Raw genomic sequence first — 24,993 nt, 5'->3', positions numbered from 1 at the left:
GTCTCATAATTGACCGCTTTGGACGGGGTGAGTTTTGACCATCTTAATAAAACTTCTTTTGCTATCACGTGAAGTTGGGGGTTGATATCCAACCTGAGGAACGGCGATGATCTCAAGATCGGCCAATTCGTCATCGACGGTTAAGATCCGGGACGCGAATGTGTAGCCTTTTGCGTTTGCGGAGATAACATAAGTCTCGCCAATTGCTACCGCATCAAACTGAAAGGTGCCAAATGAACTCGATATCGCCGACCGTGTCGCCCCAGATGGGCTAGTAATGGTTAATCGAACATTTGCCATCTCGGATCCATTCGACGACCTTACCGTGCCGCGAATCGCGGTCGAAGCCGCTGTCGGGTTAGCCTTAATAATCGAAAAATAATCGGCGACAGTTCCATTTTCACGAAGAAATTTCGCATTCATTCGGTCGTTTTGCACGTCGATGACCATTGATCCCAGGTTGTTGAGTGAAATGAACATCGCAGGATGGTTTAGGGAACCCCCCGAAATCTGTCCTGAGCTGCCGGCGACAGCGTACACCGCGCCTTGATTGGCCAAGTGCGGGCTCAAATACGATTTTCGATAGGCACCGTCGATATTTTCGCGGCCGCCGCCGGGCATCTTTTTCATCGCATTGTTAAACGTCGTCGAATTGCCATAGTGCCCGTCGATAAAATACGAACGTTCGTACGAATGACTGTGTCCGGATATCACAAGATCAACGCCCCATAATTCCAAGATCGGAAGCACATTCGTCCTCATTTCGATCAGCTCGGCTTCGGTGTCAGAATTGTGCGAGCCCTTTGTATAAGGTGGATGATGCCAAAACGCCACAAGCCATGGCCGCGAGTTTTGGGCCAGATCCTCTCTGAGCCAATTCAACATTGGACTTGTCGAAGAACGGTTTGAAGTCATTGAATCGAGACATACAAAATGAACATTTCCATAATTGAATGAGTAATATTTCTCGGTTCCGGACGCAACGCCGCCGCCCTCGGTTCCCGTGGGCAGTGTGAACATCTGAAAATACGGCAGGCTACTCGGGGGCGTTGAAGACTGTGCCGTATCGTGGTTACCGATCGTCGTCCAAAGCGGTGTTTGACGAAGAACGGTCGGATACATGTCGAAAACCGCAGCTTGATATTCTGCATCCGTGCCAGACTGATAGGCATTGTCACCAAGCATAAGTACCAGATTTGTATAGGTGCTGCCGTTGAAAGAAAGATACGCATCGCGTACCGCGCGGGCACTGGCGGTCGCAGTACCCGAATCGCCCAATACCCAAAAACGGTAAAAGTCGCTCGGACGAGCGATCGGCGAAGTGATAAAGAAATGGTTTGTGTCATTTCCGGCCATTACCTGCGTGGTAGTGCCGATCGAATAATAATACTTGGTTTTGGCCTGAAGACCTGAGACCCGAATCTCATGATCGGTTATTACTGTCTGGTCATCAACGGTGCTGGTTAGACTTCCCTGCAAGGTGCCAAACCTCAACTGACTATTGGTTGGGACGTCTGTCCGCCATCGCACGGTCATTGAACTTTCGTTGCCCATTTGAAGGTACGGACCGCGCGTAACCGCCGCGGTCGGTGCGGTATTCTGACCCAGTAATTCGAGATCAAAACTTATATCGCTGCTCGTGATTGCTGACTGGTGAATCTCGACCGCCAATTGGTTGTTTCCAGTCACAAGCAAATTCGGACTAATAGTCGACTGTAGAAAAGTCGATTCATCCGCTCCGCCGATTGCGACTGGTGCCAACGTCTGGTAGTTGATCGTGCCGGCGGGCATGTTTGATCGGTATATCTCCGAACCATTTAAGTAGACAACAACTCCGTCATCACGAATTAAGCTTAATGATAAACTTGAATATAATGTCGGATCGGCGACGACAAACGACTTTCGAAAGTAAGTGGTTATGTACTTGTTGTTGGCATCACTGCCATAACTGACCGTTGTAGTTTCTCCTCCATCACCGTAGCCGAGTTCGGAATTCCCGGACGCCCAATTTGAATCATTATAATTCGAGCTTTGCCATTGCGTGCTCTGATTAGAACCATTGTCGAGATATTTCCAGACAGAGTTTCGAGTTATCAATGTCGACTGACCAAACGAGTTAGCGGAAAAAACGCCAATTAAAATTGCTCCGATCAGGATTAGGTTTTTCATAGGAAGGAATTAATACGGGTGGACAAAACGAGGGGAGGAAACAAGGAGTCAATACTCTTATTCTAGCCGTTCCGAAGAGATTTCACAATAGGAATTTTTCCGCTATCATCAGGCTATGAAACTTGCACTTATCGGTTACGGGGCGATGGGGAAAATCATCCACCATCTTGCCGAAGTCAAAGGACACGAGATCGCCGTTGTCATCGACAGTTCTGATGCCCGCTCGTCGTCGGCTGAATTCGCGGATCAACTTCGCGGCGTCGATGCCGCGATCGATTTCACGACGGCGGACGCGGTGCGGCGAAATGTCGAGGCTTGTCTGTTGGCGAAGGTGCCGCTAGTAGAGGGTACGACGGGCTGGAATGTTGAACGCGAAGAGGTCGAGCAATTAGTCAACAGTAAAGACGGAGCGATGGTTTTCGGGGCTAATTTTTCGATCGGCATCAATCTTTTTTACCGCGTCGTAGCACACGCGGCGAAGTTGTTCGCGAAGTTTCCCGAATACGAAGCATTTATCGAGGAACAGCATCACTCACGCAAAAAAGATAGCCCGAGCGGAACAGCCCTTAAACTTAAAGATATTGTTGCTGAACACATCACAGATGAATTCAGCGTCTCGGCAACAAGAGCGGGCAACATTCCGGGCACGCACCGTGTAGGCTTTGACGGCGTGGCCGACCAAATTCTACTAGAGCATACTGCGCGCTCCCGCGAAGGTTTCGCCGCCGGATCGATCCTCGCCGCCGAATGGATAATCGGAAAGACAGGGTTTTATGAGTTTACGGAAGTTATAGATGAGATCTGTCAGAACAGAGAGCAGTAGCAACTGCGTTCGGGGCCGCTATAGATAACCTTGTCGAAAACACACTCCCTACCGGTCGTGTTTCCGCCTTCATTTCTGTGTTAATCTGTGTTTATGACAATGAGGATCGAATGGATGAGTGGGTGTGCGACCGCCTTGGTGACGCCTTTCCATAAGGATGGCTCGATCGATGACGATTGCTTCCGGAAACTTGTCGAGCGGCAGGTGAAGGGCGGCGTCAAGATACTTGTGCCGTGCGGGACGACTGGTGAGAGCGTGACGATGGACGAGCACGAACGTCTGCACGTCATCAAAATGACGGTCGAGGTTGCAAAACGGATCGACGCTCACGTTGTTGCCGGAACGGGAAGCAATAGCACCGCAGCGACGATTGATTTTACACGCAAAGCCCGTGAGGCAGGGGCCGACGCCGCGTTGATCGTGGCTCCGTACTATAACAAACCGACACAGGAAGGCATATTCGCCCACTATTCCGAGATCGCAAAGAGCGTAATGGGTTTTCCAATTATGCTCTACAACGTACCATCGCGGACCGCTTCGAATATTTCGGCCGACACTACGCTACGATTGGCGAACACGTTTAACAACATCGTTGCGACCAAAGAAGCGTCGGGCAATTATTCTCAAGTTATGGAAATAATCGCTAATCGTCCTAAGTATTTCAGAGTTTTTTCGGGCGATGATGCGTCAACCTTACCGCTTATTTCTCTTGGTGCAGATGGCCTGGTGTCAGTTTGTGCCAACGAAATCCCAAAAGAAACTGCGAAAATGGTCGAACACGCGCTGAACGGCTCGTTCCATTTCGCACGAAAAATCAACTACAAAATACTGCCTTTGATGGAAGCAAACTTCATCGAATCGTCGCCCGCTCCGTGCAAGTTCGTGATGAAAGAGATGGGCTTGTGCGAAGAGAATTTGAGACTCCCGTTGGTTCGAGTGACTGCTGAGACTCGTGGGCTTCTGAAAGGGATTCTGAAAGATCTGAAATTGGGATAGGCAAAGATGATTGTCAATTTTAGATTGGGTGATCGAGTCTTGGACGCAGGACAACTCTCACAATTGACAATTTATTATGGAATTTGACGATCTAAAAAAACCGGGCGGAACTTCTGGAGGCTTGATCGAGTTCGTGATCGGATTCATCATGACGATCGCCGGCGGGTATATGCTAATTAGCCGCGTGATCGTGACGAGCGGCTTTTGGAATTGGCGCGGTTACAACAGTTTTGGTTTGTCGCTTGTCCCGCTCATCTTCGGAATCGCGTTTGTCTTTTTTAACGGCAAGTCGATCACCGGCTGGATCCTGATCGCGATAAGCATAATCGTCATCGCATCAGGCGTTTTGATGAACCTGCAAATATATTTCCAACCCACAAGTCTTTTTAACACAATAATTATGTTGGTTTTGTTCGCGGGCGGGATCGGTTTGATCGCACGGGCGGTCATCGGGAATCGCGACGATGCTTAGGAAACGGAGAATTTGTTTGTGAATTTACAAAGTGAAATTGAAAAGCTTTTTGCAAAGAGCGAATTTACTGCCGACGACCGGGAGATATACGAATCTTTCAAGACCGCACTCCGTCGCGGCGAGATACGTTCGGCCGAAAAAGGCGAGGATGGCGTTTGGCGGGCGAATTCTTGGGTAAAGCAGGGAATTCTCCTCGGTTTTCGGATGGGCAAGATGGTCGAGATATCGAAACCGACCGAGACACTGCAATTTTTTGACAAAGACACATTTCCGCTGCGGCCGATGACGTTAGAAGACGGTGTGAGGATCGTGATCGGCGGGTCGGCGATACGCGACGGTTCGTATGTAGCACCGTCGGTCGTCGTTATGCCGCCGGCATATATTAATGTCGGTGCATATGTGGACGAGGGAACTATGGTCGATTCACACGCTTTGGTTGGATCGTGTGCACAGATCGGGAAGCGTGTTCACTTGTCCGCAGCTGCGCAAATTGGCGGGGTTTTAGAGCCTGTTAATGCGACTCCGGTTGTTATTGAGGACGACGTGCTCGTCGGCGGCAATACAGGCATTTACGAAGGCACTATTGTTCGCGAAAGAGCCGTGCTGGCTAGCGGCGTCATACTTACACGTTCGACGCCGGTGTTTGACCTGCCAAATCAGCGGATAATAAAATCCGAGAATGGCGGATCGCTTGAGATCCCGGCCGGTGCCGTTGTGGTTCAGGGTTCACGCGCTGTTACAAACGATTTTGGAAGCGAGAATGGACTCTCTATCTACTGCCCCATTATCGTCAAATATCGCGACGAAAAGACGGATTCTTCTACAAGACTTGAAGACTATCTGAGATAGGGAATTTCCCACAAACTCGCAAAAAGCATAAAGGAATAAATGATGAACGATCATAGCTCGAACGATTGGTTAACCGGAAAAGCGCATCAGGCGATGATCGAAAACGGGTTTGAGCCGGAGTTTTCACCGGAAGTATGGAGTCAGGTTGACGGGATCCGTGCTCTACCCGCCGCGTCGGCGGGTGCAATGATCCGGGATATGCGTTCGACGCTTTGGTCGTCGATCGATAATGCGACATCTCGTGACCTTGATCAGATCGAGTGGGCCGAAAGGCTTGATAATGGTGATATTCGGGTGCTTGTTGGGATCGCAGACGTCGATGCGATGGTCGCCAAAGGCTCGCCGATCGACGATCACGCCAGACAAAACACCGTGACGGTCTATACCGAGAGCAAGATATTCCCGATGCTGCCCGAGGAGCTATCCACTGATCTAACCTCACTTGACGAGGGCGTCGATCGGCTTGCCGTCGTCGCCGAAATGATCATAAAGGAAAACGGCGATGTTCCACAAAGCACGTTTTTTCGCGCTTTGGTAAATAATCACGCGCAACTTGCTTACGAAGATGTCGGGATGTGGCTTGACGGCCAAGGCGAAATGCCGGAAAAGGTCGCTCGCACACAGGGACTCAGGGAACAACTGGAATTGCAGCAGCAAGCGGCGATTCGTTTGCAGAAATATCGATCGGCGAAAGGTGCACTGGACTTTGAATCGATCGAGTCCGCTGCCGTCGTTGAGGACGGCCAGATCAAGGGCATCCGATCGGTCGAAACAAATGCGGCACGCAAGTTGATCGAGAATTTTATGGTCGCCGCGAATGTCGAGATGGCGGAGTTTTTGGAAAATAACGGAGCTTTGTCGCTGAGGCGTGTTGTAAGGACGCCCGAGCGTTGGGATGGTATCCGCCGGATCGCGGCCGAGTACGGCGACTCTCTGCCCGAACAGCCGGACCAGCGATCTCTTGCTGTATTTCTGGATAAACGCCGGTCCGCCGATCGGGAGCATTTCCCTGATCTTTCGCTTTCGATCATCAAGCTGATCGGTAGCGGCGAGTATGTAGTCCAACGCCAGGGTGAGGATGCGGGCGGGCATTTCGGGCTGGCGGTCAATGATTACGCCCACTCCACGGCTCCTAATCGGCGATTCACTGATATCGTGGTTCAGCGGCTCGTCAAGGCGGTGATCGGTAATGCCGAATCGCCTTATACGGCCGCAGAACTCGACGCGATCGCGTCCCAAGCCAACTTGCAGGAGCGAGCCTCGCGCAAGGTCGAACGAAAGATGAGAAAGATCGTCGCTGCGACCGTTATGCAGAGACACGTCGGCGAGACATTCCAGGGCATCGTTACCGGCGACACCTCTGCCGGAGTGTATGCCAGAATACTGCGGCCGCCGGTTGACGGACGTATTGTCCGCGGCGAGCAGAGGCTCGATGTGGGTGACAAGGTGACGCTCCGTTTGCTGTCGGCCAATCCTAATAATGGATTTATCGATTTTGCGGTCGGCAAGTGACATCTGGTGGAATTTTGATTCGCGGTCAAATTGGCTAAGATAGACAAAGAGGAATAAATTATGACCACCGAAAATGAACATAAACCTAGTCTGAAAGACAGCATCACAGGGCTCGGTCAGAAGATAATCGGCGAGATCGAGACCATCGGCGGCGTACTCACCGGCGACCCGATCACCCAGGCCGAAGGCGAATTTAATGTCGAGGTCGGCGACATTCGCGATGATCTGGAGGAGATCGGTGTCAAAGCTGACGAGTAATGGGTCACCAAAACGAAATGAAATCATTTGCGTTACCGCGGAGGATGCAGGGGCTTCAGCCGACATTGATCCGCCAATTTTTCGAACGGGCTTTGCCCAATTCTATAAATTTTGGCCTTGGGGAGCCGGATCTGCCGACGCCGCAATTTTTGCGTGACGAAGCCGCCCGCATTAGCCGCGACGAGCAGAATGGCTACACATCGCATCCGGGCATCCCGGAGCTTCGCGACAAGATCGCCGAACAATATCCACACCTTGACCTCCCGCGGACCGGCGTCGTCGTGACCTGTGGTTCGCAGGAGGCGATGACCGACGCATTTATGTGCGTGATCGACGAGGGCGACGAAGTGCTGCTGCCCGACCCGAGCTTTCCGGCGTATGATGCCTGCACACGCATCGCTCAGGGTGTTCCGGTCTATTACCGAATGCCGGCGGATGACGATTTTGCATTCGATATCGAGAATTTCAAAGCTCAGATCACCGATAAAACCAAGGCGGCAGTTGTCATTTCACCATCAAACCCGACCGGTAAGATAATGACCGAGCAGAATCTTCGGGACATTGCCAATGCTCTCGACGGTACTGGAATATGGCTGATCTCCGACGAGATATACAGCGACCTTTACTTTGACAAACGTCCGCACTCGGCATCCGAATATTACGATAAAACCATTATTGTCAGCGGTTTATCCAAATCGTTGTCGATGACCGGATGGCGTCTCGGATGGGCCGCTTGTGCCGATCCCGAGGTTATCCATGCTATACAGGTTCTGCACGGATTTACTACCGTTTGCACCTCGACTATCACGCAGAAAGCTTCGTTGATCGCGTGGTCACCTGAGGCTGAGGCGGCAAAGCAGCACGCCCGCGAAGTTTATAAAAAACGCGGCGATTTCATCGTCGATCTATTCAAGACCGAAATGGGCCTGCACGCCACATCGCCCGAAGGTGCGTTCTATACGATGCTCGATGTACGCTCGATCGGCGATGATGTCGAGGTTGCCGAAAAATGTCTGCAGAATCGCGTCGTCACGGTTCCCGGGGTCGCATTCGGCCAGGAAGCAAAAGGTTTCTTGCGAATCTCGTTCTGCAATACCGAAGACAAGATGGCCGAGGGCGTTCGGCGAATTAAGGAGGCTTTATCGTTATGAAATTGATTCCCTTCGTATTAATATTTGCATCGGCGATTTTTTGCAGCACGATCCGGAACAAGATCGATCCGACGCCGACTCCTTTGCCGACATTAGGGACTGTACCAACGCCTGCGAAGACAGCATCGCCGTCGCCGACGGTGGCAACGAAGGGACCGGTGGGATCACGACCTGACAATTCCTTTGCACAATAGTCTCGGGCGGCGGAGCAAGTATCACCGGAGCCGGAGTCTCATCCGAAACTAATTTTCGAAGAGCCGCTAACTTTCGAAAGCGTTTTGACTTATACGCTTAGATTTCAACGCAACTATCGGCTATCCACCAGATACTGTGAGAAAGAGCCGACCAGGCAATTCCTTTTATGAGCAGAAAGTACAGAGTAGGAATATTGGGTGCGACCGGGACGGTTGGGCAAAGATTTGCCCAACTGCTCGAAAACCATCCACAATTCGAAATTACAGCGATGGCGGCGTCTGACCGTTCGGCGGGCAAGATCTATTCCGAGGCGTGCGCTTGGAAATTGCCGGGCAAGATGCCGGCTAACGTTCGCGACATCGTCGTCACTCCGATCGAACCGCCGCTCGATTGCGACATCGTATTTTCAAGCTTGCCGTCGTCGGTCGCCCGTGAGACTGAGCTTGCGTTTGCCCGTGCCGGCTATCCGGTGATCAGCAATTCGTCCAGCTATCGAATGGACGAAGACGTGCCCCTGCTCATCGCGGAGATCAATGCGGACCACGTCGGCCTGATCGCCAAACAGCGCGAAAATCGGGGCTTCACCAGTGGATTCATCGTCACTAATCCAAATTGTGCCGTCGTCAGCTTTGCTCCGCCGCTGGCGGCACTGCATCGGCGATTCGGCGTCGAATCGGTCATTGTGACGACGATGCAGGCGATCTCGGGTGCCGGATATCCGGGCGTGCCGTCGCTGGATATTACTGACAACGTCTTTCCGCACATTCCCGGCGAAGAGCCAAAGGTGGAGATCGAGGCCCAGAAGATCTTGGGCACCTTTACCGAAAGCGGAATCCAAAAAGCCGATTTTACCGTTTCAGCCCAATGCTTTCGCGTGCACGTTATCGACGGCCACACTGCCTCAGTCAGGGTAAACCTAAAGCAGACGACCACGCTCGAGGAGGTAGTTGACGCGATGAAAACGTTCCCATCGCTTGATCTACACTCGTCGCCAAAGCGGTTTATCGACGTCACTGACGAACCGACTCGCCCACAACCGAGACTGGACCGGGACAATGGCAACGGGATGACCATCACCGTCGGCCGTGTATTTCCGGACAACATCTTCGACTACCGATTTGTCAGCCTTAGCCACAATACGGTCCGCGGAGCGGCGGGCTCAGCAGTTTTGAATGCGGAGCTTCTAATTCAAAAAGGCCTGATCTAGTTAAGGCTGCGTTAACTATCGAGTCGCGTGACCTCGTCCAAGACCGTGCCAAAATTCGTGCCATAAATCGTGCCATTTTTGCACACGCAGTCCGCTTGTAACCGATTGTTACCAAAGCATTTGCAGTCACAAATCGTGCCATTTTTACGTTGTGCAAGTAACACCGCTTCAAAAATGGCACGGCTGCTTTCCGCTAAACCTGCCGTTTTTCTTTCGTTCAGAAACAGCGACTGTTGCTATTCCGTATTCGACATTCGTTATTCGCCATTTCTCCCGAGCACTCACTTGGTGCTGGTGCCCGAACGGGCGTTGCATCAGTCTTTAGTTTTCAAAGATCTGTTGATTGGTTATATTATATCATAAATTGCAACGATACAGCAACGTCGCATAGATGCAACGCCCGTCACGAAAGATCAACTATGGTCTGAAAAACTCCTCTCCTTACAAAGGAGAGGTGGCATCCCGATGCTTTTTATCGGGATGACGGAGTGGTTCTCAAGCGTCGAACGGGAATTCAGCGCAGTTTGTGGCCTAGGGTTAGTGCACGGTGAATCTTTATTACCGTGAGAGAACCACCCCGTCAGCGGCCAAAAGACGGCCACTGCCACCCCTCCTTGGTAAGGAGGGGAATCTGATAAATCCCCACGGACGGCGAACGGGCCAAAAGACATCAAGCTTTCGCTTCATCGCATCGAGGCAGAAGGTCAATGTCCGGAGAAGTTTAATGAAAGATCCTAGTATCGAAATCCTGCACCGTATCACTGCATCGACACGGCAATCAGCTTCGCTCTCACGATGGGGCAGTATGGTAGACAACAATTTCGCAACATCAGCCGAAAGCGTAAGTGCAATGTACTTAAAGTCGGTCAAAGACGCCATATGAGAATCGACAAAATAGCAGGCCCGATACCGATTGTTTTTCTTTGTCGTTACCACGCACGATCACATGATAAAGCCCGCCCTCGATCTCAACCCTAGGTCTCCTTGCCATTTGACAAGCACTCTACCACAACTTCACGAATCGCACTATCGCATGTCTGATGCTATGAAGTGTTGACCTCGCGGGAGTCGAGTTTTTGTGTAAACTCGAATTCTGACAAAAGAATAACAACCCGCGAGATCAACAATGGCAGTATACATTGGGGTTGACTTTCATCCATATGAGCAGACGCTTGCTTTTGTGGATGAAGCGGATGGAGAGATCAGATATAAGCGGTTTCTTCATAGCGATAAGGCGGGGATAAAGGCGTTTTACCGCAAGTGCGGAAAGGACGCGGTTATTGGAACGGAGGCCACGGGATCGCTGTGGTGGTTTGAGAAGTTGCTCTTTGACAATGGAATGACGCTCAAGATCGGAGACCCTAGGATGATCCGTCGAGCAGCATTATCGAGACACAAGAACGACCACAGGGATGCGGAGACGATCCTGGATCTATTGATGCGGGACATTTCCGGCGATCACGCCGAGGAACGAGCAGAGCCGGGAGATGCTCGATCTGCTGAACTATCGTCACTCTTTGGTGAGCAAGCGGACATCGGTGGTGAATCAGCTGCAGGCGTTCGCACGATCGAAGGGCTTGCCACGGTTCCGTTTGCCGGCGGTAAAGGCGAGAAAGAAGATCGAGGAGGTTGAGACGACACAGGTCGAGCGGCTTCTGGTCAGCTCTCGATTTGTTCTTTGCGACGAGCTGACACGCCAGATCAAGGCCGTGGAGGCGAGGCTCGAGGAAGAGGCGAATAAGGAAGAGCGTGCTCAATTGCTGATGACGCATCCCGGCATCGGGCTGATCAACGCCATGGCACTTGTTCACACGCTCGGCGATGTTCGACGCTTTCGCCGTAAGGAAGAGGTCGTGGCATTTGTAGGACTCGACCCGCTCGAGAAAAGCTCGGGCGAGACGAGGCGGATCGGTTCGATCAGCAAGCGAGGTTCGCGGCTCGCAAGGTACCTGCTCGGGCAGGCAGCCCAGGCAAGTCGCGATAAGAAGATACGGAAGTTCTATTCCGAGGTTAGCCGTCGTAGAGGCCGCCCGAAAGCAAAAGTTGCAGCGGCCCGTAAGCTTCTCATCAATTTTTACGTCCTGCTTCGTGACTATATCATCTACGAGGAGTTTACGGCGGGGCGAAGTTGGTTTGTACGAGGGGTCAGGAGAGGTGACGGGGAAACCCGCTCAGTCTCTGAAGGTCTGATGGTACGGCCAGCCATCTCGATATAGTTCGAGATGAGCCGATCAGGTTTCATGTAGCCAGCCGCTCGAACGAAGCTGTGCACGAATAGATGATGGCATTCGCTAATTACAGCGGTGCGTATCTGAAAGAATCTAACTAATAATGGAGGCGCCGGTTGTTCTCTTTTGTCACCCAATCAAACGCACCAATCGCATCCCAAAGATGCCACAATACCCGTGCGCTTGACTTCAAGGGTTACTTCATAGATGACCCCGATTGCTCTAGATGACCCCGTTCCCTCGCTACCGAAGATTTTGATAATTCTATAATTCGATTACTTAACATTTACTCCTAAATCACCAAGATATAACCTTTTAATGCGTTTTTCCAGTTCACTTCTAAGAGGGAAAGGGTCTTCCCCTTTATTTAGTTTTCTATCTATACCTTTGATATTTTCTACATATCCGAAACCAATGGTGATTGGTATCACGCCTTCGTTCTCAAACTTTTCTTTCGGAATTACAACCTGTCCAAAAGCTTTCTTCTTAGGTTGTATTTGAATAAAAGTAAAATCGAAATCTCCGTGATTAGTTGGCAAGGCACTTGGTGCTTCAGCAAGCATATTCTCACCAAAGAGCCTAATCCGCTGTTTTTCTTCTCGAACCAAGTAGAAACTCTTCTTTGATTTGTTCTCAACTGAATAATTTACAGTAACACTTTGTCCCAAATCAATCTCACTTGTTTCAGTCCATATTGAAAAGCGTAGTTTGTCGCTAGTTTCTGAAGTTGTTCTTAAAACAATAGCTTGCTGGGCATTAACCGAAAAACTTACGCTACATAAAAACAAAAACGCAAAAATATTTCTATAAACATTCATAATTACCTCTATTTGTTCTTCTTATTGATTGTTGTAATCAAAGCTCCGCCGGAAAAGCCTCCGGTAATTCCTAAGGCTTTTCTGATACTTGCTTCTCTTTGCATTGCGTGTGTATGTGCGGAACTATAGTTGAAAGGCTGTCCGGCTCTTTGTTGTCTTGCAAATTCACGATTTTCAGTTGATTCGTGTATGAAAAAACTAACGGGTTTAACAACTTTCCCAACACAATTTGGGGGTCAGACATGCGATAGTGCGATTCTCTGTTTGTACTTCTCCTGAACTTTCTTCCATGTGCTTTCGAACTCCGGATCGGTCTTGCATTTCTGTCTCGCGGCGTCGGATCGGCGGCCGGCGTTTGACTGGTGGAGGCCGACGATCCCGGACATCTCGGTGATGGTCGCACCTGATTCCTTGCCGATCAGGATGAACACCTCCTTTGCGGTAATGATACGCTTATTCTTTCCGGATCCGAAGAAATTCTCTCTCTCCATTTCGAATACCTGTTCGATCACGTTCAGCAGCAGATCCGCATCAAAGGGCAACAAGAGCAATCGGGGTCACGCCTGCTAATTTGTCGATTCTCGATTGACGTTCTCATTTGGGCGAGATAGTAACATCGATCAAATTGCGAGGAAAGCGAGGATCGAGGTCGAGGGCGTGCTTTATCATGTGACGACGAGAGGGGTGGATCGGAGCGACATCTTTCATTCGCCGGAGGACTATCGGAAGTTCGTTGCGCTGTTCGCTGCACAGAAGACAAAGCTGCCATTCTATCTTTACGCATACTGCCTGAGGACCGATCACATTCATCTGCTGATCGAGCGCCTCACGGACGATATCGGGCGGATCATGCATCGCGTGTTAACGAGCGTGTGGTCGGTGCGTGAAGATGCGGCGAGGGCGGGGCGGAAAAGGAAAGAACCCGGAAAGAACCCAGGCGCTATCGCTCCCGGTTCTGACAGGGGTTTGGCGTTCGCGTTTGCCGGAACGGAGCGGATGAAAAGAACCCAGTCGCTATGGCTCCCGGTTCTGACAGGCGTTTGTCGCCAGGTAAGATGGAGTCAGGAACTGCGATCTATGCGATTGCGAGGCTGACCGCTTTTTTGCGCGGTGGACAAAAAAATGCCGCCGAAGAGTTCGGCGGCAAGTGGTTTTGGTATCGGTCCTATCAAGACTCGGCTGTCTGGACGTCGCGGGCCTCGATACGGCGGCGTTTGCGGGCCTGACGCCAGGTTCGGACGCCTTCGCCGGTCAGGCTGAGGATCGATCGTCGGTTATCAAGCAATAGTTTGACCCAAGCCCATTTGCTCATCTGCGGAAAATAGATGCCGCGAAAGAACAGTCGAGCGACCAGGTGGCTGATGCGAACATCGATCGGAGCGTGACGAATAGCATTGATCGCCTCGTAGTTGCGTTCCGGGCTGTATGAGCGTGACCACGCGTCAAAGGTCTCGTCCTTGGCATCCTCGATGGTCATCTTCAGAGGATTATGAGCCATTACGAACGGAGCGAATTCGAGCCAGTGTTTCGGGCGATGAAGCCGACCGGTCTTCTGCAAACGCGTGTAAAGCGGAGTTGCGGGAAACGGCGTCAATTGGCCAAAAACCGGAAGCCCCGGAGCCCAGCTTTCGATCCCGTCCACCGTTCTGTCGGCGACGCCGACCGTGTCATTGTCCATTCCAAAAATGAACGAAGTGATGGCGTAGATGTTACGTCGAGCCAGGCCGTCGAGCACGGCCTGATAATTGGCCGGTTTAGAAAACGTCTTGTTGACGTCCGCCATATTGGCCGGATCGATCGACTCCATTCCGATAAAGATCCATTTGCCGCCGGCCTCTGCGATCAGGTCAACGAGTTCTTCGTCCGCGAGCAAGTTAGCGCTGATCTGGGCTACCCACGGCAGCGTGGCACCGGCGGCGATCATATCGCGGAGCAGTCCTTTGAGCCGCTTTTTATTGATAGCCAGATTGTCATCAATAAAGAATACGGCGATCTGGCCTTTTTGCTTTCTAGCGTGCCTTTAGCCGCAGCAGTTCGTCGATCACGCTCTCATTGGTGCGAAAGCGGATCGAGTCGCCAAAAAATCCGGTCACGGTACAAAATTCGCAGCCGTAAGGGCAACCGCGTCCGGTCTCGATCGGAACTACAAAGAATTTGCCCCAGCCCGCTCCCGCTTTGGAAAGTGGGCCTTGCAGAAACTTAGGTACGAGTGAGAATTGGTCGAGATCCAGCGTCTCCCAGGGGATATGCGGGTATGGCTGTAGGTCCGGCTTAAAATCATTACCCTTTTCGTCCACCTTAGGTTGATAAACCTCTTTGAGGTTGCCGCTAGCCGCATCTTCGACGATCTGAGCCCAATACTCATCCGCTTCGCCGAGAGCGACGGCATCAGCGTGACGCGGGCCGCCATCCTTGCCAAGTGCCTCGTCCGGACACTCTGTAACGTGCGGGCCGCCCATTACGACCTTAAAGCCCTCTTCGCGGAGTGCGTCGGCGACCTTGTAGGCACGGGCCACCATACGGGTCATTGCCCCGATGCCGACTAAGCCAATATCGTTATCTTTGCAAAAACGAACAAGCTCAGGGCGTCATTGCCTTGGCGTTTCCGTCGATAAGGATCACTTCGTGCCCAGCAGGCGTCAGTGACTGGAGCAGGAACATCCAAAGGTGCGGCATAAAATTGCGCGTAATGCCGTTGTCCGGATTATATAAAAGGATCTTCATTCTTATTTATCGCTTTGGTAAAACTGGTTATCGGTTGCCGATGTCTCGGCAACCCAAATGGTAGATACTGCGTTTTCGTCTATTTGAATCTGCAAAGTTATTGCTTATATTCTCACGAATTTCAGAAAATATCTATTTAAGAATAATTCTTCGGATAATAGAAAAGAATGCAGCGTCAGGCAAAAAGCGTCTGAGCGTAAGGATTCCCTTAGTGTTTACGCCGTATCTTAGCCGCTTTGTGCCGTCGCTGACGGCTTCGTAATCTTTTGGGCGACAACCGCCCCGTCGGGTGCAGTTTCGCCGGCACGCAGCATATTTGGCATTGCCCGGGCGGTTATCGCGTCATAAGCAGTCAAGCCTTCCTTGTGGGTGAGGTCCTGCGAGCGGTCGTAAAAATCGGTTCGGATGGGGCCCGGTTCGATGACCTTAACGCGAATGTTAAATTGTTCGAGCTCGTATTGCAGCGATTCCGAAAACCCCTCGACGGCCCACTTGGTCGAATTATAAAGGCTGTAGAGCGGAAAGGTCATTCGGCCGCCGACCGACGCAATATTGACGATCGTCCCGCGTTTTTCGGAGCGAAAATACGGCAATATCTCGCGGCAAACGTTCATAAGTCCAAAGACATTGGTCTGAAACTGCTTTTCGATCTGCTCCGGCGTTGCCGCCTCAAATGCTCCGGTCAGGCTGTAACCGGCGTTATTGACCACGGCGTCGATGCGGCTAAATTTTTCGATCGCCGCAGCGATCGCGGCACGGATCGATCCCGGGTCGGTCACGTCAAGGCGTATACACTCGATATCGACGATCTGTTTGAGTTCGTCGGCACTCTCGGGATGACGCATAGTCGCCGCGACCTTCCAGTTCTTAGCCTGAAATAGCTTGGCCGTGTGCAGACCAATGCCACTCGACGATCCCGTTATTAGCACAACTTTGTTCATATATGAAAATTTACCACAGAGTCACAGATAACACGGATAACAAAAGCCAGGCGTCGTTAACTCTTTAACTATTAACTGCGAGATCCTGAATTCCGTTTTGGAGGATAGTCCGCCGAGAGATCTGTGCATCTGTGATGAATTTTCTTTGTGATAAAATCGAGTGTATGAAGTTCCTGCATATCGCAGACGTGCATCTTGGGTGTACACGGTACCAACTTGCCGAGAGCCCGAGGGATTTTTTCGACGCGTGGGTCGATGTTCTGCGGCGTTATGCCATCGACGAAAAGGTCGATTTTGTCATAATGTGCGGTGATTTTTTTCACAAGCGAATTGTACCGCCCGAGACGATGAATTATGCCGTTGAAGGCCTCAAAATGGTGAAAGATGCCGGGATCCCGGTCATCGCGATCGAGGGCAATCACGATCAGAAATACAATGACAGTGCATTTAGCTGGCTGCGTTCGCTTGCCGCCTGGGATCTGATGATCCTGCTCGAACCGCGAACAGTCGAGGGAAAATGGTCTATGACGAATGGAACGCCGACGCCCGCAGCGGCGGATACATTGATATAGGACGAGCTAGGATATTTGGCTCGGAGTGGTACGGTGCGTCCGGAAACTGGGCGATCCCTTATGCTGACCGATGCGATCGCCGATAGTCGCCGCGACGGTGCATTTCATCTATTGATGCTGCACACCGACGTCGAAGGGCATCAGACCCATCCGATACCGGCACTGTCGATCGATGCACTAAAACAGCTAAAGTCGGTGACCGAATATGTCGGGCTTGGCCATACACACAAGCATTACGAGATCGACAACTGGGCATTCAATCCAGGGTCGATCGAGATCACGAATATCAGTGAGTTTCGCGAAACGCGGGGCGTATTTGTCGTCGAGGTCGGCGAAGACAATACGGTCGATGCGAGACATATCGAGGACTATCATTATCGGCCGTTTCAACAGATGCAGTTTAATGTGACGGGCTATGCTGACGCGCAGCGGTGACCGAAGACATCCTCAAACGCGTCGATGTCGAGGCTCGACGGGCAGAGGACGGCAAACCGCAACCCATCATTGAGATCAGTCTTCGTGGACAGCTTGGATTTCCAAACTCGCTACTCGAGATGACCAAGATCCGCGATCAGGTCCGGGCAATGACCGGTGCACTCCACGTCCGGATCAAGAATCATACGGTGCCGGCGGAGTTCGTTGAGACTGATGACACCGCCGACGATATCGGCCGGGAAAAATTAGAACGCCGCGTGGTCGAAGATCTGATCAACCGCGATAACCGTTATAAAACGAGATCTGACGACGTGACGGACGCCGTGATCGGAGCCAAACGAATGGCGCTCGGTGACGACGAACCGCAGAAGATCGCTGATTTTATAGCCGTAAAATTGGGCTAGGCCGCCCGACGAATTATGAGTAGTTCACTGGATAAAGTTGCAGGCATTAACGATCTGCCGATCTTTCCGCTCCGCTGGTGATAATGCCAAACGAGATTCTGCCGCTGCATCTCTTCGAACGCCGTTATCGGCAGATGCTTGACGACATCGGCGGCGTCGGCGGCATTTTCGGTATCACACTTTTGGATCACGAAAGCAGCCTTTCGGAAAGGCCGGAGGTGGGGTCGGTCGGGTGTGCCGCCGAGATACGCGATGTCCAGACGATGGACGACGGGCGTTCGAATATCATCATTATCGGGGTTGCCCGGTATCGACTGGTGGATCTGATCGACGACGATAAGCCGTATCTGTACGGCGATGTCGCGTTTTTTGAGGACGAACCGGACGAGAGCGGAGATCCGGAAAATTTGGCGGGCGAGGTCTTTGACCTATTTATGAGGATGGCAAATGCGGTGTCCAAGATAAACGGCAGCCGTATTAAATTGCCCGAGATATCTAGATCGGACCCGGAGTCGCTATCATTCCTTGCCGCGGCGACACTTGGATTTGAAAATGAGCTGAAATATCGGCTTTTAGAGATGACCTCGACGGTGGAGCGTCTGGAAAGTATCCGCAAGACGCTGATCCAGTCCGTCAAACAGATCGAAGATCGAACTGACATCGTCGCCGCAGCGAAAACCAACGGTCACAGCAAGAAAAGCTGGATATTTAATTGCCGAGATTATTTCGGAAAAAGTCGATTATGCGACGATCATAGGCTTCGGACCGATCTATTGACGCATTGATGATACCGACTCCTGAAGGACTAAGATCAGTCTTGCTCTCGATCTTGTTACCGGAGGCAAAGCACTTGCTCAGTTTCGTCGTCGATTCCTGAAAGTCAGGAGCGTCGAGGCCGGCGAGTAATAAGATACTTCGCCCGTCGATCTTTTTCGCGGTTTCACACGACGGGTCGCGCTTATAACAGCCGTCAAAGAAATAGAGGAATGTTCCGACCTTGGCCAAACGGGTTGTGATCGAGCTCGCAAATGGAAATCGTCGGCTGACGGCGTCGGTGACCAATGCGTCTGAGTTTTCCGGAACGCTGTCGAGGACAAGTGCCTTGATGGTCTTGTCGATAGCGGCGGCGTTGAGTGCAGCGGATGCCCCAAGCTCGATGCCGTAAACGCCGACGTCCTTGCCGACGAGGGTGATCTGATTGGGCGTCTTGAGGTTACGGATAAATTCGACGGCCGAAATAGCGTCTTCGGCTTCGCAGCCGCCAAACGATGAGTTTTTGACCGACGCATTTTCGCCGTGAGCCCTGAGGTCGGGCATAAGGACCGTGAAATTCGTCGATTCGTTGAGCTTAACGCCGAGATTCAAGACGTACGAACGGTCAGCACCGTACTTATGAAAGAGGACGACCGCCGGAGCGTTTTCGATACCGCGGAGCAGCCAGCCACGCGAAGTCGAGCCATCTTTATTGGTCCACGTTTCATCTGTAACTTGTGACCCGCGTGAACTCAGCTGAGCGTATTTTTCGGGAGTGACGAGATACTTGACCGCATCCGGATGAGCCGTGCGGTAAGTTAACCAGACCGATGCCGCCGCCAATGCCGCAACTATCAGCAAAATGACGGGAAATATCAGTTTTGAAAGACTCTTTGCCAGACGCGTGGACATTGCCATAAAAGATATTTGCGAAAAGTCACAGGAGACCCACTCGCATTTGCAGGACACTGAAAGCAAAACAGAAGAATGCTTTCGATAAGGCTCTTACGATGTTACCATAATGGGCTAGTTTTAAGGAAGATAATTTTTGATGCGAAACATACTCAGATCGGCCGCCGTGATCGTATTTTTCTAACGGCCTTCGGCACCCTCACATTCGGACAAACAACTGCGTCTGCCGGCTAAACAGAGCGGAGTGGCGATAATGCCGCTCGCGGATGTCCGGGAAGGTGCCCGCGGGATCGCCAAAACGGTCTTTCGCGGGTCTGAGCCCGAGGATTTTAACGTCGAGATACTCGGCGTCGTCCCGGGTGCCGTCGGGCCGCATCAGGATATGATAATCGGTCGCCTGAGCGGAGCACTGGCCGAGAGGACGTTTGTCTTTGCCGGAATGTCCGGTTCGCCGGTGTACATCGACGGCAAACTCATCGACGCGATCGCGTACAGCTTTCCGTTTGCCGAGGAACCGATCTGCGGCATTACGCCGATCGAGCAGATGATATCGATATTTGAACAGGCACCTGCGGCAAAGCCTGCCGTTGCGGCCAGCGCCGGAAAAATTCTCAGATATCACCGCGTCAAGGCTGAGCTTTGACGCACCGTTGACCTTTTCGAACGCCGGGAACATTGTGTCGGGAATGGCGACCGACTCGAGGATGAGTTCGGTGGCCGGACAGACATTTGTGCCGATCGCGACGCCGATGACCTTTAGCGGAATATCTCAGACGACGCTGGACGTTTTTGCCCCCGCAACTTAAGAGCATCGGCGTTATGCCCGTTGCATCGCTCGGCGGCGGTAACAAGATAACTCCGCTCAAGCCCTTTGACGAAAAAAACGCTCCTCGGAGGTGATTCGATCGTTGTACAGCTTGCCCGCGGCGATATCTCGATCGCGGCCGCCGGCACCGTGACACTTCGAGACGACCGCAAGATCCATGCCTTTGGCCACCCATACTTCAGTTTAGGATCGACCGACCTGCCGATGGCAGAGTCGCACGTCGTCGTGGTCGTGCCGAATACCAACAATTCGTTCAAACTCGCCGTTGCCGACGATGCCGTGGGAGCTCTGACGCAGGATCGCGCGACCGGTATATTTGGCACGCTCGGCCAGGCGCCCAAGATGCTGCCGGTAAAACTTGCGATCGTGACCAGCCGCGGCCGTAACGAGGTAGTAAGGTTTGAGTCCTGCATCGATGATTTTCTGGCTCCGCTCGTCGTCAATGTCGGTGCACTCAATGCCATCGCGGCTCAGGAACGCGGTGTGGGCGATATGACTGTCACGCTTAACGGCACTATCAGTATCCGGGGTGAGCAAAGCGTCCGGATCGAACGTCGATATACGGGCAATCAGGCGGCGCGCTTGTGGCTGCAACGGCGGCGGTCCCGCTGGCTTTATTGTTAAAGAGTAACCTCGGGAATTGACGTGACCGATGTCGATCTCAACTTCTCCGATCGCTGAGGGCAGCAAGGCGGCCTCGCTCGAACGTGTGGCGGTCGATCGGACGCAGGTGCGGGCGGGCGAGTCGATCACCGTGAACCTATTTATCAGGACTGACGGCGGCAAGCTCGAAACCCGAACGGCGGTCGTCGCGATACCGGCAGATGCTCCGTCCGGCCCTTTGTCATTGATGATCGGCGACGGCGCGTCGATACAAGAAAACGCGGCGATCAAGCAGTTTACGCCAATATCGGCGGCCGAACTTATCAGGACGATCAACCTCGCAAAGCGGTCTGACCGGCTTTATGTTTACGGTTACCGAACTGTCGCGGGTGCGGTCATCGGTGCAAACGAGATGCCCAATCTGCCGCCCTCGATGCTCGCCACCATCAACAATGATCGAAGCGTCGGCGGATCAAAGGCAGCGACTCAGCGATCCGTGATCGATCAGATGCTTGCCGATGGCGAAAACATCGTCACCGGTTCACAAACGATCGCTATCGAGGTCATACGATAATGCGGCAAAAGGCCCGACGGAGAGCAAAAGTTCGTTGACGTTTCTACGGCAGATTGATATTCTGATGTGTGAATAACCTAAATAAAGTACTACACGCGGCCCGTTTTGCGGCTGAGAAACATACCGGACATTTTCGAAAGGGTTCCAAGCGTGAGCCCTATATCAATCATCCTATCGAAGTTGCGAATATGATCGCTAATGTCGGACTCGTAGATGACGAGGACATTTTGGCGGCGGCATTGCTGCACGATACGGTCGAAGATTGCGGCGTGAGCAGCGACGAGATCGACGAGAAGTTCGGTGAGATAGTCGCGGGTTACGTCCGTGAGGTGAGCGATGACAAGTCGCTCCCGAAACACGAACGCAAACAACGGCAGATCGAGCACGCACCTCACCTTTCCTACGGTGCTAAGGTGATCAAAATTGCGGACAAGATCAGCAATGTACGCGATGTCATTGTGAGTCCCGCCGAGGATTGGGACAAGCAGAGGCGGGTCGAATACGTGCAGTGGGCGGTCAACGTCGTCGCCGGACTTCGCGGGGCAAACGATCAACTTGACGAGCTTTTCGACGAGGTTGTCGCGATGGCCAATGAAAAGCTCAGCCAACTCGACTGATCAGGCGGTGACATCACCCTCGACCCAATGTTCGCCGCCCGCGTAAACCTCTTTCTTAAATATCGGGACCGTGCGTTTTAGTTCGACGATGAGCCATTCGCAGGCGGCAAATGCGGCCTTGCGGTGCGGTGAGGCGACCGAGATGACGACGCTCGTCTCGCCGATCGCGAGCCGTCCAAGACGATGGACAATGCCGACGTTTGAGATCTCAAACTGATCTTTGGCAGCCGTTATGAGCTTCTGCATTTCTTTCAAAGCCATCGGCTCATAAGCCTCGTATTCCAGATACTCGGTCTCGCGAACCACCCCGCTAGATTTATCCTTGGTAAATCGTCTGGCGTATCCGTCTAACGTCACCGTCGCTCCACACTCAGGCGGTACGACGCGTCGGGCTACGGAGGTGATGTCGAGGGGTTGGGTTGTAAGCTCGAAAAAGTCCATTTTAGAATTATCCACCTGAAACTGCGGTGAAGATCGCGAGTTCGTCCCCGTCAGCGGACGATCTCTTCGCCGGTGGCGTAGTTTTGATTCAAAGCAAAGCAGTTTGTATCCGCGCTGGGAAATCGCTTTGATCCGTCGAAGACAGCTTTGGCCGTCCGCCATCCGGCAGTTTCCAGGCGCTGTCCGGCGCGCCGCAGTAGCACCAAAAATAAAATCACCTCATTAAACCCCAACCCTCGCATTTGTTGGGCTTCCGAAAAGAGTATAGTGAAGATCATTATGACGTTGGGCCATTCCATAAACGTCCGGCCGCCTAAAGATTCACCCACGCGGTCGTTATTTTATCGCTCCCGCGATCGGACTCGACGCCGAAGCATATAGGCGTTTGGGCATACGGCCCGGCGAGATAGCTCAGGCGTCCGGCCCGTACGGCGTAATTCATAGCTGTCGCCATCGCAGCGGCGTCGGTCGCTTCGGCGATGGCGGTGTTCATCAATATCGCGTCCGCACCGAGTTCCATAGCGATGGCGGCATCGCTTGGGACGCCGACACCGGCATCGACGATTATGATCGCGTCCGGCAATTGCTCACGCATGATCCGCAGATTCGAAGGGTTTTGCACGCCCATTCCCGAACCTATCGGGGCGGCAAGCGGCATCACGGCCGGACAGCCGGCGGCGAGCAGCTTTTTGGCCATTATCAGGTCATCGGTGAAGTACGGCAGGACGATAAAGCCCTCTTTTACCAAAACCTTGGCCGCCTCAAGCGTCTGTTCGTTGTCAGGCAGCAGCGTCACCGGATCGCCGATGACCTCGAGTTTGATCCAGTCGGTCTCGAGCGCCTCGCGGGCGAGTCTCGCGGTTCGAATTGCGTGATCGGCGTCGTAACATCCCGCCGTGTTCGGCAGGATCTTCATTTTTGGGTCGAGGTGATCGAGAAATGATTCGGACGAATGGTCGAGCGGTACGCGGTTCACCGCAACGGTCACCATCTCGGCCCCGGACGCAATATGGGCGGCCTTCATCTCATCGTACGAACGATACTTGCCCGTTCCGATGATCAATCGCGAAGAAAATGTGGTGCCGGCGAGTGAAAATGTGTCTGACATAGCTTTACGATAATTTTCACGCAAATTGAATGAGAAAGCAAAAGAAAGATCCACCACAGAGACACAGACGGCACGGAGATACTTGAACAGGATCGCAGGTGGTTCAACGACAATGGGCGTTAAGCATTGCTTCTTATCGCATCTTCTCTGTGTCTCTGTGGTGAAATTTCTGCTATCCGCCGCCGACGAAGTGTACGACCTCGATGCGGTCACCTTCGTTGACGGTCGTGTTAGGCCAATCGGCGCGACGTATGACCGCTTTGTTAAGTTCGATAGCGATCCGCTGATGCGGCAGTGAAAGCTGGTCGAGCAGTTCGGCCAGGCCGTTTCGGCGGTGACCTGACGCGTTTCGCCATTCAGATAGACAGTTATATTTGCCATCAGAACAATCTTCCGCTTTGATGGAGAGAATTTCAAATTTGTATAGGCGAAGTTCTCGGCCGAGAGATCAACCGGGCAGTACGACGCGTCGCAATTCGATCTCTTCGCCGTTGTGCGATGCACGCAGTAGCAAAGCCGCTCTGCCCGATGAAAACGAGGCATCTGAAGATGGACGCTGGCCATACCGTTCGAGTCCGTTTTAGCGTGAAAGATCACCGGCCGAAAACTGGATCCGAGGACCTTGACCATTATTTGGGCATCAGCGACCACCTTTCGCTCCGTGCCGCGGCAGATCATAAGGCTGACCGTAATGCGGTCTCCGCCCTTAAACTTCGCGTCGCTGAGAAGTTCGATACTGAGTTTCTGGTTGGCCGGACGTTCCTTGCCGGAGAGTTCGCTGACGACAGCGACTGCGTCCGCCGGCAATAGAATGTCGTCTTCGATTATCTCGAAATCTTCAAATATCGGTGCGTCAAAGAATTCATCGACCTCAAAATCCTCGGTGACAACGGCATCAGGTAGTTCGATCGGATCGTCGACGGGCGACAAGATCGGATCATCCGGACGGCAAAATGGTGATTATACGTTGAGTTTCTACACGGGCGATCGGCGTCGGCACTGATCGCGGCCTCGTGATGTATCGGGGCTGGATCGGCTGACCTGGCGGCACTCGCTTTTGCGGTCATTGCCTTTAGATCCTCAAGTCGGCCGGCCCGAATGGCGGCGCAGATCAGTGTGTGTTGTTTCTGAACGCGTTCGGCGACCGCCGTCTCATCTAACGCACCTGTGGGTAGGTCTTCGTAATTCGTTCGTTTGCTGGCGAGGATCGTGCCGCCGTCATAGACAAGCGAGATTATCTTGCGCGAAGGCAAACCTTTGTCCTCGGTCTGGACGTGATACACGACACCGTCGAACTCTATATCTGTATTAAAACCAGCTATCACAGTGTATTTTTATCCGTTTACGAAGTGGGATAATAGCGGAATTCCGGCACGGATCGCCACTCTTGAAATTAGCATATCGG

General features: G+C 52.3%; 32 protein-coding genes and 2 pseudogenes. 21 read left to right on the top strand and 13 right to left on the bottom strand.

Translation table 11 applies throughout. From position 1 onward, the window contains the following. Window positions 1-3: 3 nt before the first annotated feature. Window positions 4-2,169, bottom strand: a complete 2,166-nt coding sequence (locus tag IPQ00_10825; GenBank protein ID MBL0241048.1) for a metallophosphoesterase — start codon at window positions 2,167-2,169, stop codon at window positions 4-6. Window positions 2,170-2,284: 115 nt separating this feature from the next. Here IPQ00_10825 and IPQ00_10820 point away from each other — a divergent pair, with 115 nt between their 5' ends. The 11 genes from IPQ00_10820 to IPQ00_10770 all read left to right on the top strand — a co-directional run bounded on the left by IPQ00_10820 (window position 2,285) and on the right by IPQ00_10770 (window position 11,848). After that, window positions 2,285-2,992, top strand: a complete 708-nt coding sequence (locus tag IPQ00_10820) for a dihydrodipicolinate reductase (GenBank protein MBL0241047.1) — start codon at window positions 2,285-2,287, stop codon at window positions 2,990-2,992. Between the two features lie 93 nt (window positions 2,993-3,085). After that, window positions 3,086-3,988, top strand: a complete 903-nt coding sequence (locus IPQ00_10815; protein ID MBL0241046.1) for a 4-hydroxy-tetrahydrodipicolinate synthase — start codon at window positions 3,086-3,088, stop codon at window positions 3,986-3,988. Window positions 3,989-4,064: 76 nt separating this feature from the next. Next, window positions 4,065-4,460 carry a hypothetical protein gene (locus tag IPQ00_10810; protein MBL0241045.1) on the top strand — a complete coding sequence of 132 codons (396 nt, stop codon included), beginning with the start codon at window positions 4,065-4,067 and terminating at the stop codon, window positions 4,458-4,460. A gap of 12 nt (window positions 4,461-4,472) precedes the next feature. Beyond that, the gene (locus tag IPQ00_10805; protein ID MBL0241044.1) at window positions 4,473-5,309 is read left to right on the top strand and encodes a 2,3,4,5-tetrahydropyridine-2,6-dicarboxylate N-succinyltransferase; all 837 of its coding nucleotides are present in this window, start codon (window positions 4,473-4,475) and stop codon (window positions 5,307-5,309) included. A gap of 42 nt (window positions 5,310-5,351) precedes the next feature. Beyond that, window positions 5,352-6,821, top strand: coding sequence for an RNB domain-containing ribonuclease (locus IPQ00_10800; GenBank protein MBL0241043.1), 1,470 nt, complete (start codon window positions 5,352-5,354; stop codon window positions 6,819-6,821). 60 nt (window positions 6,822-6,881) lie between these two features. Continuing rightward, entirely contained in the window at window positions 6,882-7,079 is a 198-nt protein-coding gene (locus tag IPQ00_10795) for a hypothetical protein (protein MBL0241042.1), read from the top strand. Beyond that, window positions 7,079-8,230, top strand: coding sequence for an aminotransferase class I/II-fold pyridoxal phosphate-dependent enzyme (locus tag IPQ00_10790; protein ID MBL0241041.1), 1,152 nt, complete (start codon window positions 7,079-7,081; stop codon window positions 8,228-8,230). Before IPQ00_10795 ends, IPQ00_10790 begins: the two co-directional genes overlap by 1 nt. Window positions 8,231-8,591: 361 nt before the next feature. Continuing rightward, on the top strand, window positions 8,592-9,632 hold the full coding sequence (gene asd / locus IPQ00_10785) for an aspartate-semialdehyde dehydrogenase (protein MBL0241040.1): 1,041 nt from the start codon (window positions 8,592-8,594) through the stop codon (window positions 9,630-9,632). Window positions 9,633-10,356: 724 nt separating this feature from the next. Next, on the top strand, window positions 10,357-10,515 hold the full coding sequence (locus tag IPQ00_10780) for a hypothetical protein (protein ID MBL0241039.1): 159 nt from the start codon (window positions 10,357-10,359) through the stop codon (window positions 10,513-10,515). Window positions 10,516-10,758: 243 nt separating this feature from the next. Then, on the top strand, window positions 10,759-11,265 hold the full coding sequence (locus IPQ00_10775; protein MBL0241038.1) for a transposase: 507 nt from the start codon (window positions 10,759-10,761) through the stop codon (window positions 11,263-11,265). Next, window positions 11,225-11,848, top strand: a complete 624-nt coding sequence (locus tag IPQ00_10770; GenBank protein MBL0241037.1) for an IS110 family transposase — start codon at window positions 11,225-11,227, stop codon at window positions 11,846-11,848. The genes IPQ00_10775 and IPQ00_10770 overlap by 41 nt, the downstream gene beginning before the upstream one ends. Before the next feature lie 287 nt (window positions 11,849-12,135). On the opposite strand, the gene IPQ00_10765 is transcribed toward IPQ00_10770, so the two are convergent. Further along, window positions 12,136-12,678, bottom strand: a complete 543-nt coding sequence (locus IPQ00_10765) for a hypothetical protein (protein MBL0241036.1) — start codon at window positions 12,676-12,678, stop codon at window positions 12,136-12,138. A 236-nt stretch (window positions 12,679-12,914) separates the two neighbouring features. Next, entirely contained in the window at window positions 12,915-13,229 is a 315-nt protein-coding gene (locus IPQ00_10760) for a hypothetical protein (GenBank protein ID MBL0241035.1), read from the bottom strand. A gap of 34 nt (window positions 13,230-13,263) precedes the next feature. On the opposite strand from IPQ00_10760, the gene IPQ00_10755 reads away from it, so the two are divergent. Next, complete coding sequence (locus IPQ00_10755; protein MBL0241034.1) at window positions 13,264-13,773, top strand: transposase; 510 nt, start codon at window positions 13,264-13,266, stop codon at window positions 13,771-13,773. Between the two features lie 73 nt (window positions 13,774-13,846). On the opposite strand, the gene IPQ00_10750 is transcribed toward IPQ00_10755, so the two are convergent. The 4 genes and pseudogenes from IPQ00_10750 to IPQ00_10735 all read right to left on the bottom strand — a co-directional run bounded on the left by IPQ00_10750 (window position 13,847) and on the right by IPQ00_10735 (window position 16,343). Further along, window positions 13,847-14,602 carry a hypothetical protein gene (locus IPQ00_10750; protein MBL0241033.1) on the bottom strand — a complete coding sequence of 252 codons (756 nt, stop codon included), beginning with the start codon at window positions 14,600-14,602 and terminating at the stop codon, window positions 13,847-13,849. A gap of 85 nt (window positions 14,603-14,687) precedes the next feature. Next, on the bottom strand, window positions 14,688-15,230 hold the full coding sequence (locus IPQ00_10745) for a hypothetical protein (GenBank protein ID MBL0241032.1): 543 nt from the start codon (window positions 15,228-15,230) through the stop codon (window positions 14,688-14,690). A gap of 28 nt (window positions 15,231-15,258) precedes the next feature. Then, the gene (locus IPQ00_10740) at window positions 15,259-15,402 is read right to left on the bottom strand and encodes a hypothetical protein (GenBank protein MBL0241031.1); all 144 of its coding nucleotides are present in this window, start codon (window positions 15,400-15,402) and stop codon (window positions 15,259-15,261) included. A 132-nt stretch (window positions 15,403-15,534) separates the two neighbouring features. After that, window positions 15,535-16,343, bottom strand: a pseudogene (locus IPQ00_10735) (SDR family oxidoreductase). Between the two features lie 164 nt (window positions 16,344-16,507). Between IPQ00_10735 and IPQ00_10730 the strand changes: the two are divergent. From IPQ00_10730 to IPQ00_10715, 4 genes are all read left to right on the top strand, one after another. Next, complete coding sequence (locus tag IPQ00_10730) at window positions 16,508-16,915, top strand: DNA repair exonuclease (protein MBL0241030.1); 408 nt, start codon at window positions 16,508-16,510, stop codon at window positions 16,913-16,915. A 60-nt stretch (window positions 16,916-16,975) separates the two neighbouring features. Further along, window positions 16,976-17,350 carry a hypothetical protein gene (locus tag IPQ00_10725; GenBank protein MBL0241029.1) on the top strand — a complete coding sequence of 125 codons (375 nt, stop codon included), beginning with the start codon at window positions 16,976-16,978 and terminating at the stop codon, window positions 17,348-17,350. Then, window positions 17,347-17,754 carry a hypothetical protein gene (locus tag IPQ00_10720; protein ID MBL0241028.1) on the top strand — a complete coding sequence of 136 codons (408 nt, stop codon included), beginning with the start codon at window positions 17,347-17,349 and terminating at the stop codon, window positions 17,752-17,754. The genes IPQ00_10725 and IPQ00_10720 overlap by 4 nt, the downstream gene beginning before the upstream one ends. A gap of 83 nt (window positions 17,755-17,837) precedes the next feature. Continuing rightward, on the top strand, window positions 17,838-18,539 hold the full coding sequence (locus IPQ00_10715; GenBank protein ID MBL0241027.1) for an LON peptidase substrate-binding domain-containing protein: 702 nt from the start codon (window positions 17,838-17,840) through the stop codon (window positions 18,537-18,539). Here IPQ00_10715 and IPQ00_10710 read toward each other — a convergent pair. Further along, complete coding sequence (locus tag IPQ00_10710; protein MBL0241026.1) at window positions 18,463-19,425, bottom strand: hypothetical protein; 963 nt, start codon at window positions 19,423-19,425, stop codon at window positions 18,463-18,465. The genes IPQ00_10715 and IPQ00_10710 overlap by 77 nt on opposite strands. 247 nt (window positions 19,426-19,672) lie before the next feature. On the opposite strand from IPQ00_10710, the gene IPQ00_10705 reads away from it, so the two are divergent. The 5 genes from IPQ00_10705 (at window position 19,673) to IPQ00_10685 (ending at window position 22,039) form a co-directional block, all read left to right on the top strand. Next, window positions 19,673-20,062: a hypothetical protein gene (locus tag IPQ00_10705; protein ID MBL0241025.1), complete on the top strand. Its 390-nt coding sequence runs from the start codon at window positions 19,673-19,675 to the stop codon at window positions 20,060-20,062. 7 nt (window positions 20,063-20,069) lie between these two features. Continuing rightward, window positions 20,070-20,225 (top strand): hypothetical protein, encoded by a 156-nt coding sequence (locus tag IPQ00_10700; GenBank protein MBL0241024.1) that lies wholly within the window; start codon window positions 20,070-20,072, stop codon window positions 20,223-20,225. 65 nt (window positions 20,226-20,290) lie between these two features. Further along, complete coding sequence (locus tag IPQ00_10695; protein MBL0241023.1) at window positions 20,291-20,869, top strand: hypothetical protein; 579 nt, start codon at window positions 20,291-20,293, stop codon at window positions 20,867-20,869. Window positions 20,870-20,897: 28 nt separating this feature from the next. Further along, the gene (locus IPQ00_10690; protein ID MBL0241022.1) at window positions 20,898-21,422 is read left to right on the top strand and encodes a hypothetical protein; all 525 of its coding nucleotides are present in this window, start codon (window positions 20,898-20,900) and stop codon (window positions 21,420-21,422) included. A gap of 68 nt (window positions 21,423-21,490) precedes the next feature. Beyond that, a complete protein-coding gene (locus IPQ00_10685; GenBank protein MBL0241021.1) occupies window positions 21,491-22,039 on the top strand; it encodes a bifunctional (p)ppGpp synthetase/guanosine-3',5'-bis(diphosphate) 3'-pyrophosphohydrolase in 549 nt (182 codons plus the stop codon). On the opposite strand, the gene IPQ00_10680 is transcribed toward IPQ00_10685, so the two are convergent. The 5 genes and pseudogenes from IPQ00_10680 to IPQ00_10660 form a co-directional block, all read right to left on the bottom strand. Continuing rightward, window positions 22,040-22,480 carry a molybdenum cofactor biosynthesis protein MoaE gene (locus IPQ00_10680; GenBank protein ID MBL0241020.1) on the bottom strand — a complete coding sequence of 147 codons (441 nt, stop codon included), beginning with the start codon at window positions 22,478-22,480 and terminating at the stop codon, window positions 22,040-22,042. It lies immediately after the preceding gene. Window positions 22,481-22,530: 50 nt separating this feature from the next. Then, the gene (locus IPQ00_10675) at window positions 22,531-22,809 is read right to left on the bottom strand and encodes a hypothetical protein (protein MBL0241019.1); all 279 of its coding nucleotides are present in this window, start codon (window positions 22,807-22,809) and stop codon (window positions 22,531-22,533) included. 7 nt (window positions 22,810-22,816) lie between these two features. Beyond that, window positions 22,817-23,588 (bottom strand): annotated as a pseudogene (locus IPQ00_10670) (thiazole synthase). A 172-nt stretch (window positions 23,589-23,760) separates the two neighbouring features. Continuing rightward, a complete protein-coding gene (gene thiS / locus IPQ00_10665) occupies window positions 23,761-23,910 on the bottom strand; it encodes a sulfur carrier protein ThiS (protein ID MBL0241018.1) in 150 nt (49 codons plus the stop codon). 502 nt (window positions 23,911-24,412) lie between these two features. Further along, entirely contained in the window at window positions 24,413-24,913 is a 501-nt protein-coding gene (locus IPQ00_10660; protein MBL0241017.1) for a hypothetical protein, read from the bottom strand. Window positions 24,914-24,993 lie beyond the last annotated feature (80 nt).

The sequence above is a fragment of the Chloracidobacterium sp. genome (assembly GCA_016720705.1).
Taxonomy (GTDB): Bacteria; Acidobacteriota; Blastocatellia; order Pyrinomonadales; family Pyrinomonadaceae; genus OLB17.
This window is presented reverse-complemented; position numbering and strand designations above follow the sequence as displayed.

What these genes read in the sequence shown, in the direction of transcription:
- IPQ00_10825 (MBL0241048.1), bottom strand. Translation starts at nt 2,169, where the DNA reads ATGAAAAACCTAATCCTGATCGGAGCAATTTTAATTGGCGTTTTTTCC.
- IPQ00_10820 (MBL0241047.1), top strand. Translation starts at nt 2,285, where the DNA reads ATGAAACTTGCACTTATCGGTTACGGGGCGATGGGGAAAATCATCCAC.
- IPQ00_10815 (MBL0241046.1), top strand. Translation starts at nt 3,086, where the DNA reads ATGACAATGAGGATCGAATGGATGAGTGGGTGTGCGACCGCCTTGGTG.
- IPQ00_10810 (MBL0241045.1), top strand. Translation starts at nt 4,065, where the DNA reads ATGGAATTTGACGATCTAAAAAAACCGGGCGGAACTTCTGGAGGCTTG.
- IPQ00_10800 (MBL0241043.1), top strand. Translation starts at nt 5,352, where the DNA reads ATGAACGATCATAGCTCGAACGATTGGTTAACCGGAAAAGCGCATCAG.
- IPQ00_10795 (MBL0241042.1), top strand. Translation starts at nt 6,882, where the DNA reads ATGACCACCGAAAATGAACATAAACCTAGTCTGAAAGACAGCATCACA.
- IPQ00_10790 (MBL0241041.1), top strand. Translation starts at nt 7,079, where the DNA reads ATGGGTCACCAAAACGAAATGAAATCATTTGCGTTACCGCGGAGGATG.
- asd (MBL0241040.1), top strand. Translation starts at nt 8,592, where the DNA reads ATGAGCAGAAAGTACAGAGTAGGAATATTGGGTGCGACCGGGACGGTT.
- IPQ00_10780 (MBL0241039.1), top strand. Translation starts at nt 10,357, where the DNA reads ATGAAAGATCCTAGTATCGAAATCCTGCACCGTATCACTGCATCGACA.
- IPQ00_10775 (MBL0241038.1), top strand. Translation starts at nt 10,759, where the DNA reads ATGGCAGTATACATTGGGGTTGACTTTCATCCATATGAGCAGACGCTT.
- IPQ00_10765 (MBL0241036.1), bottom strand. Translation starts at nt 12,678, where the DNA reads ATGAATGTTTATAGAAATATTTTTGCGTTTTTGTTTTTATGTAGCGTA.
- IPQ00_10750 (MBL0241033.1), bottom strand. Translation starts at nt 14,602, where the DNA reads ATGATCGCCGCCGGTGCCACGCTGCCGTGGGTAGCCCAGATCAGCGCT.
- IPQ00_10740 (MBL0241031.1), bottom strand. Translation starts at nt 15,402, where the DNA reads ATGAAGATCCTTTTATATAATCCGGACAACGGCATTACGCGCAATTTT.
- IPQ00_10730 (MBL0241030.1), top strand. Translation starts at nt 16,508, where the DNA reads ATGAAGTTCCTGCATATCGCAGACGTGCATCTTGGGTGTACACGGTAC.
- IPQ00_10725 (MBL0241029.1), top strand. Translation starts at nt 16,976, where the DNA reads ATGCTGACCGATGCGATCGCCGATAGTCGCCGCGACGGTGCATTTCAT.
- IPQ00_10715 (MBL0241027.1), top strand. Translation starts at nt 17,838, where the DNA reads ATGCCAAACGAGATTCTGCCGCTGCATCTCTTCGAACGCCGTTATCGG.
- IPQ00_10710 (MBL0241026.1), bottom strand. Translation starts at nt 19,425, where the DNA reads ATGGCAATGTCCACGCGTCTGGCAAAGAGTCTTTCAAAACTGATATTT.
- IPQ00_10705 (MBL0241025.1), top strand. Translation starts at nt 19,673, where the DNA reads ATGCCGCTCGCGGATGTCCGGGAAGGTGCCCGCGGGATCGCCAAAACG.
- IPQ00_10690 (MBL0241022.1), top strand. Translation starts at nt 20,898, where the DNA reads ATGTCGATCTCAACTTCTCCGATCGCTGAGGGCAGCAAGGCGGCCTCG.
- IPQ00_10680 (MBL0241020.1), bottom strand. Translation starts at nt 22,480, where the DNA reads ATGGACTTTTTCGAGCTTACAACCCAACCCCTCGACATCACCTCCGTA.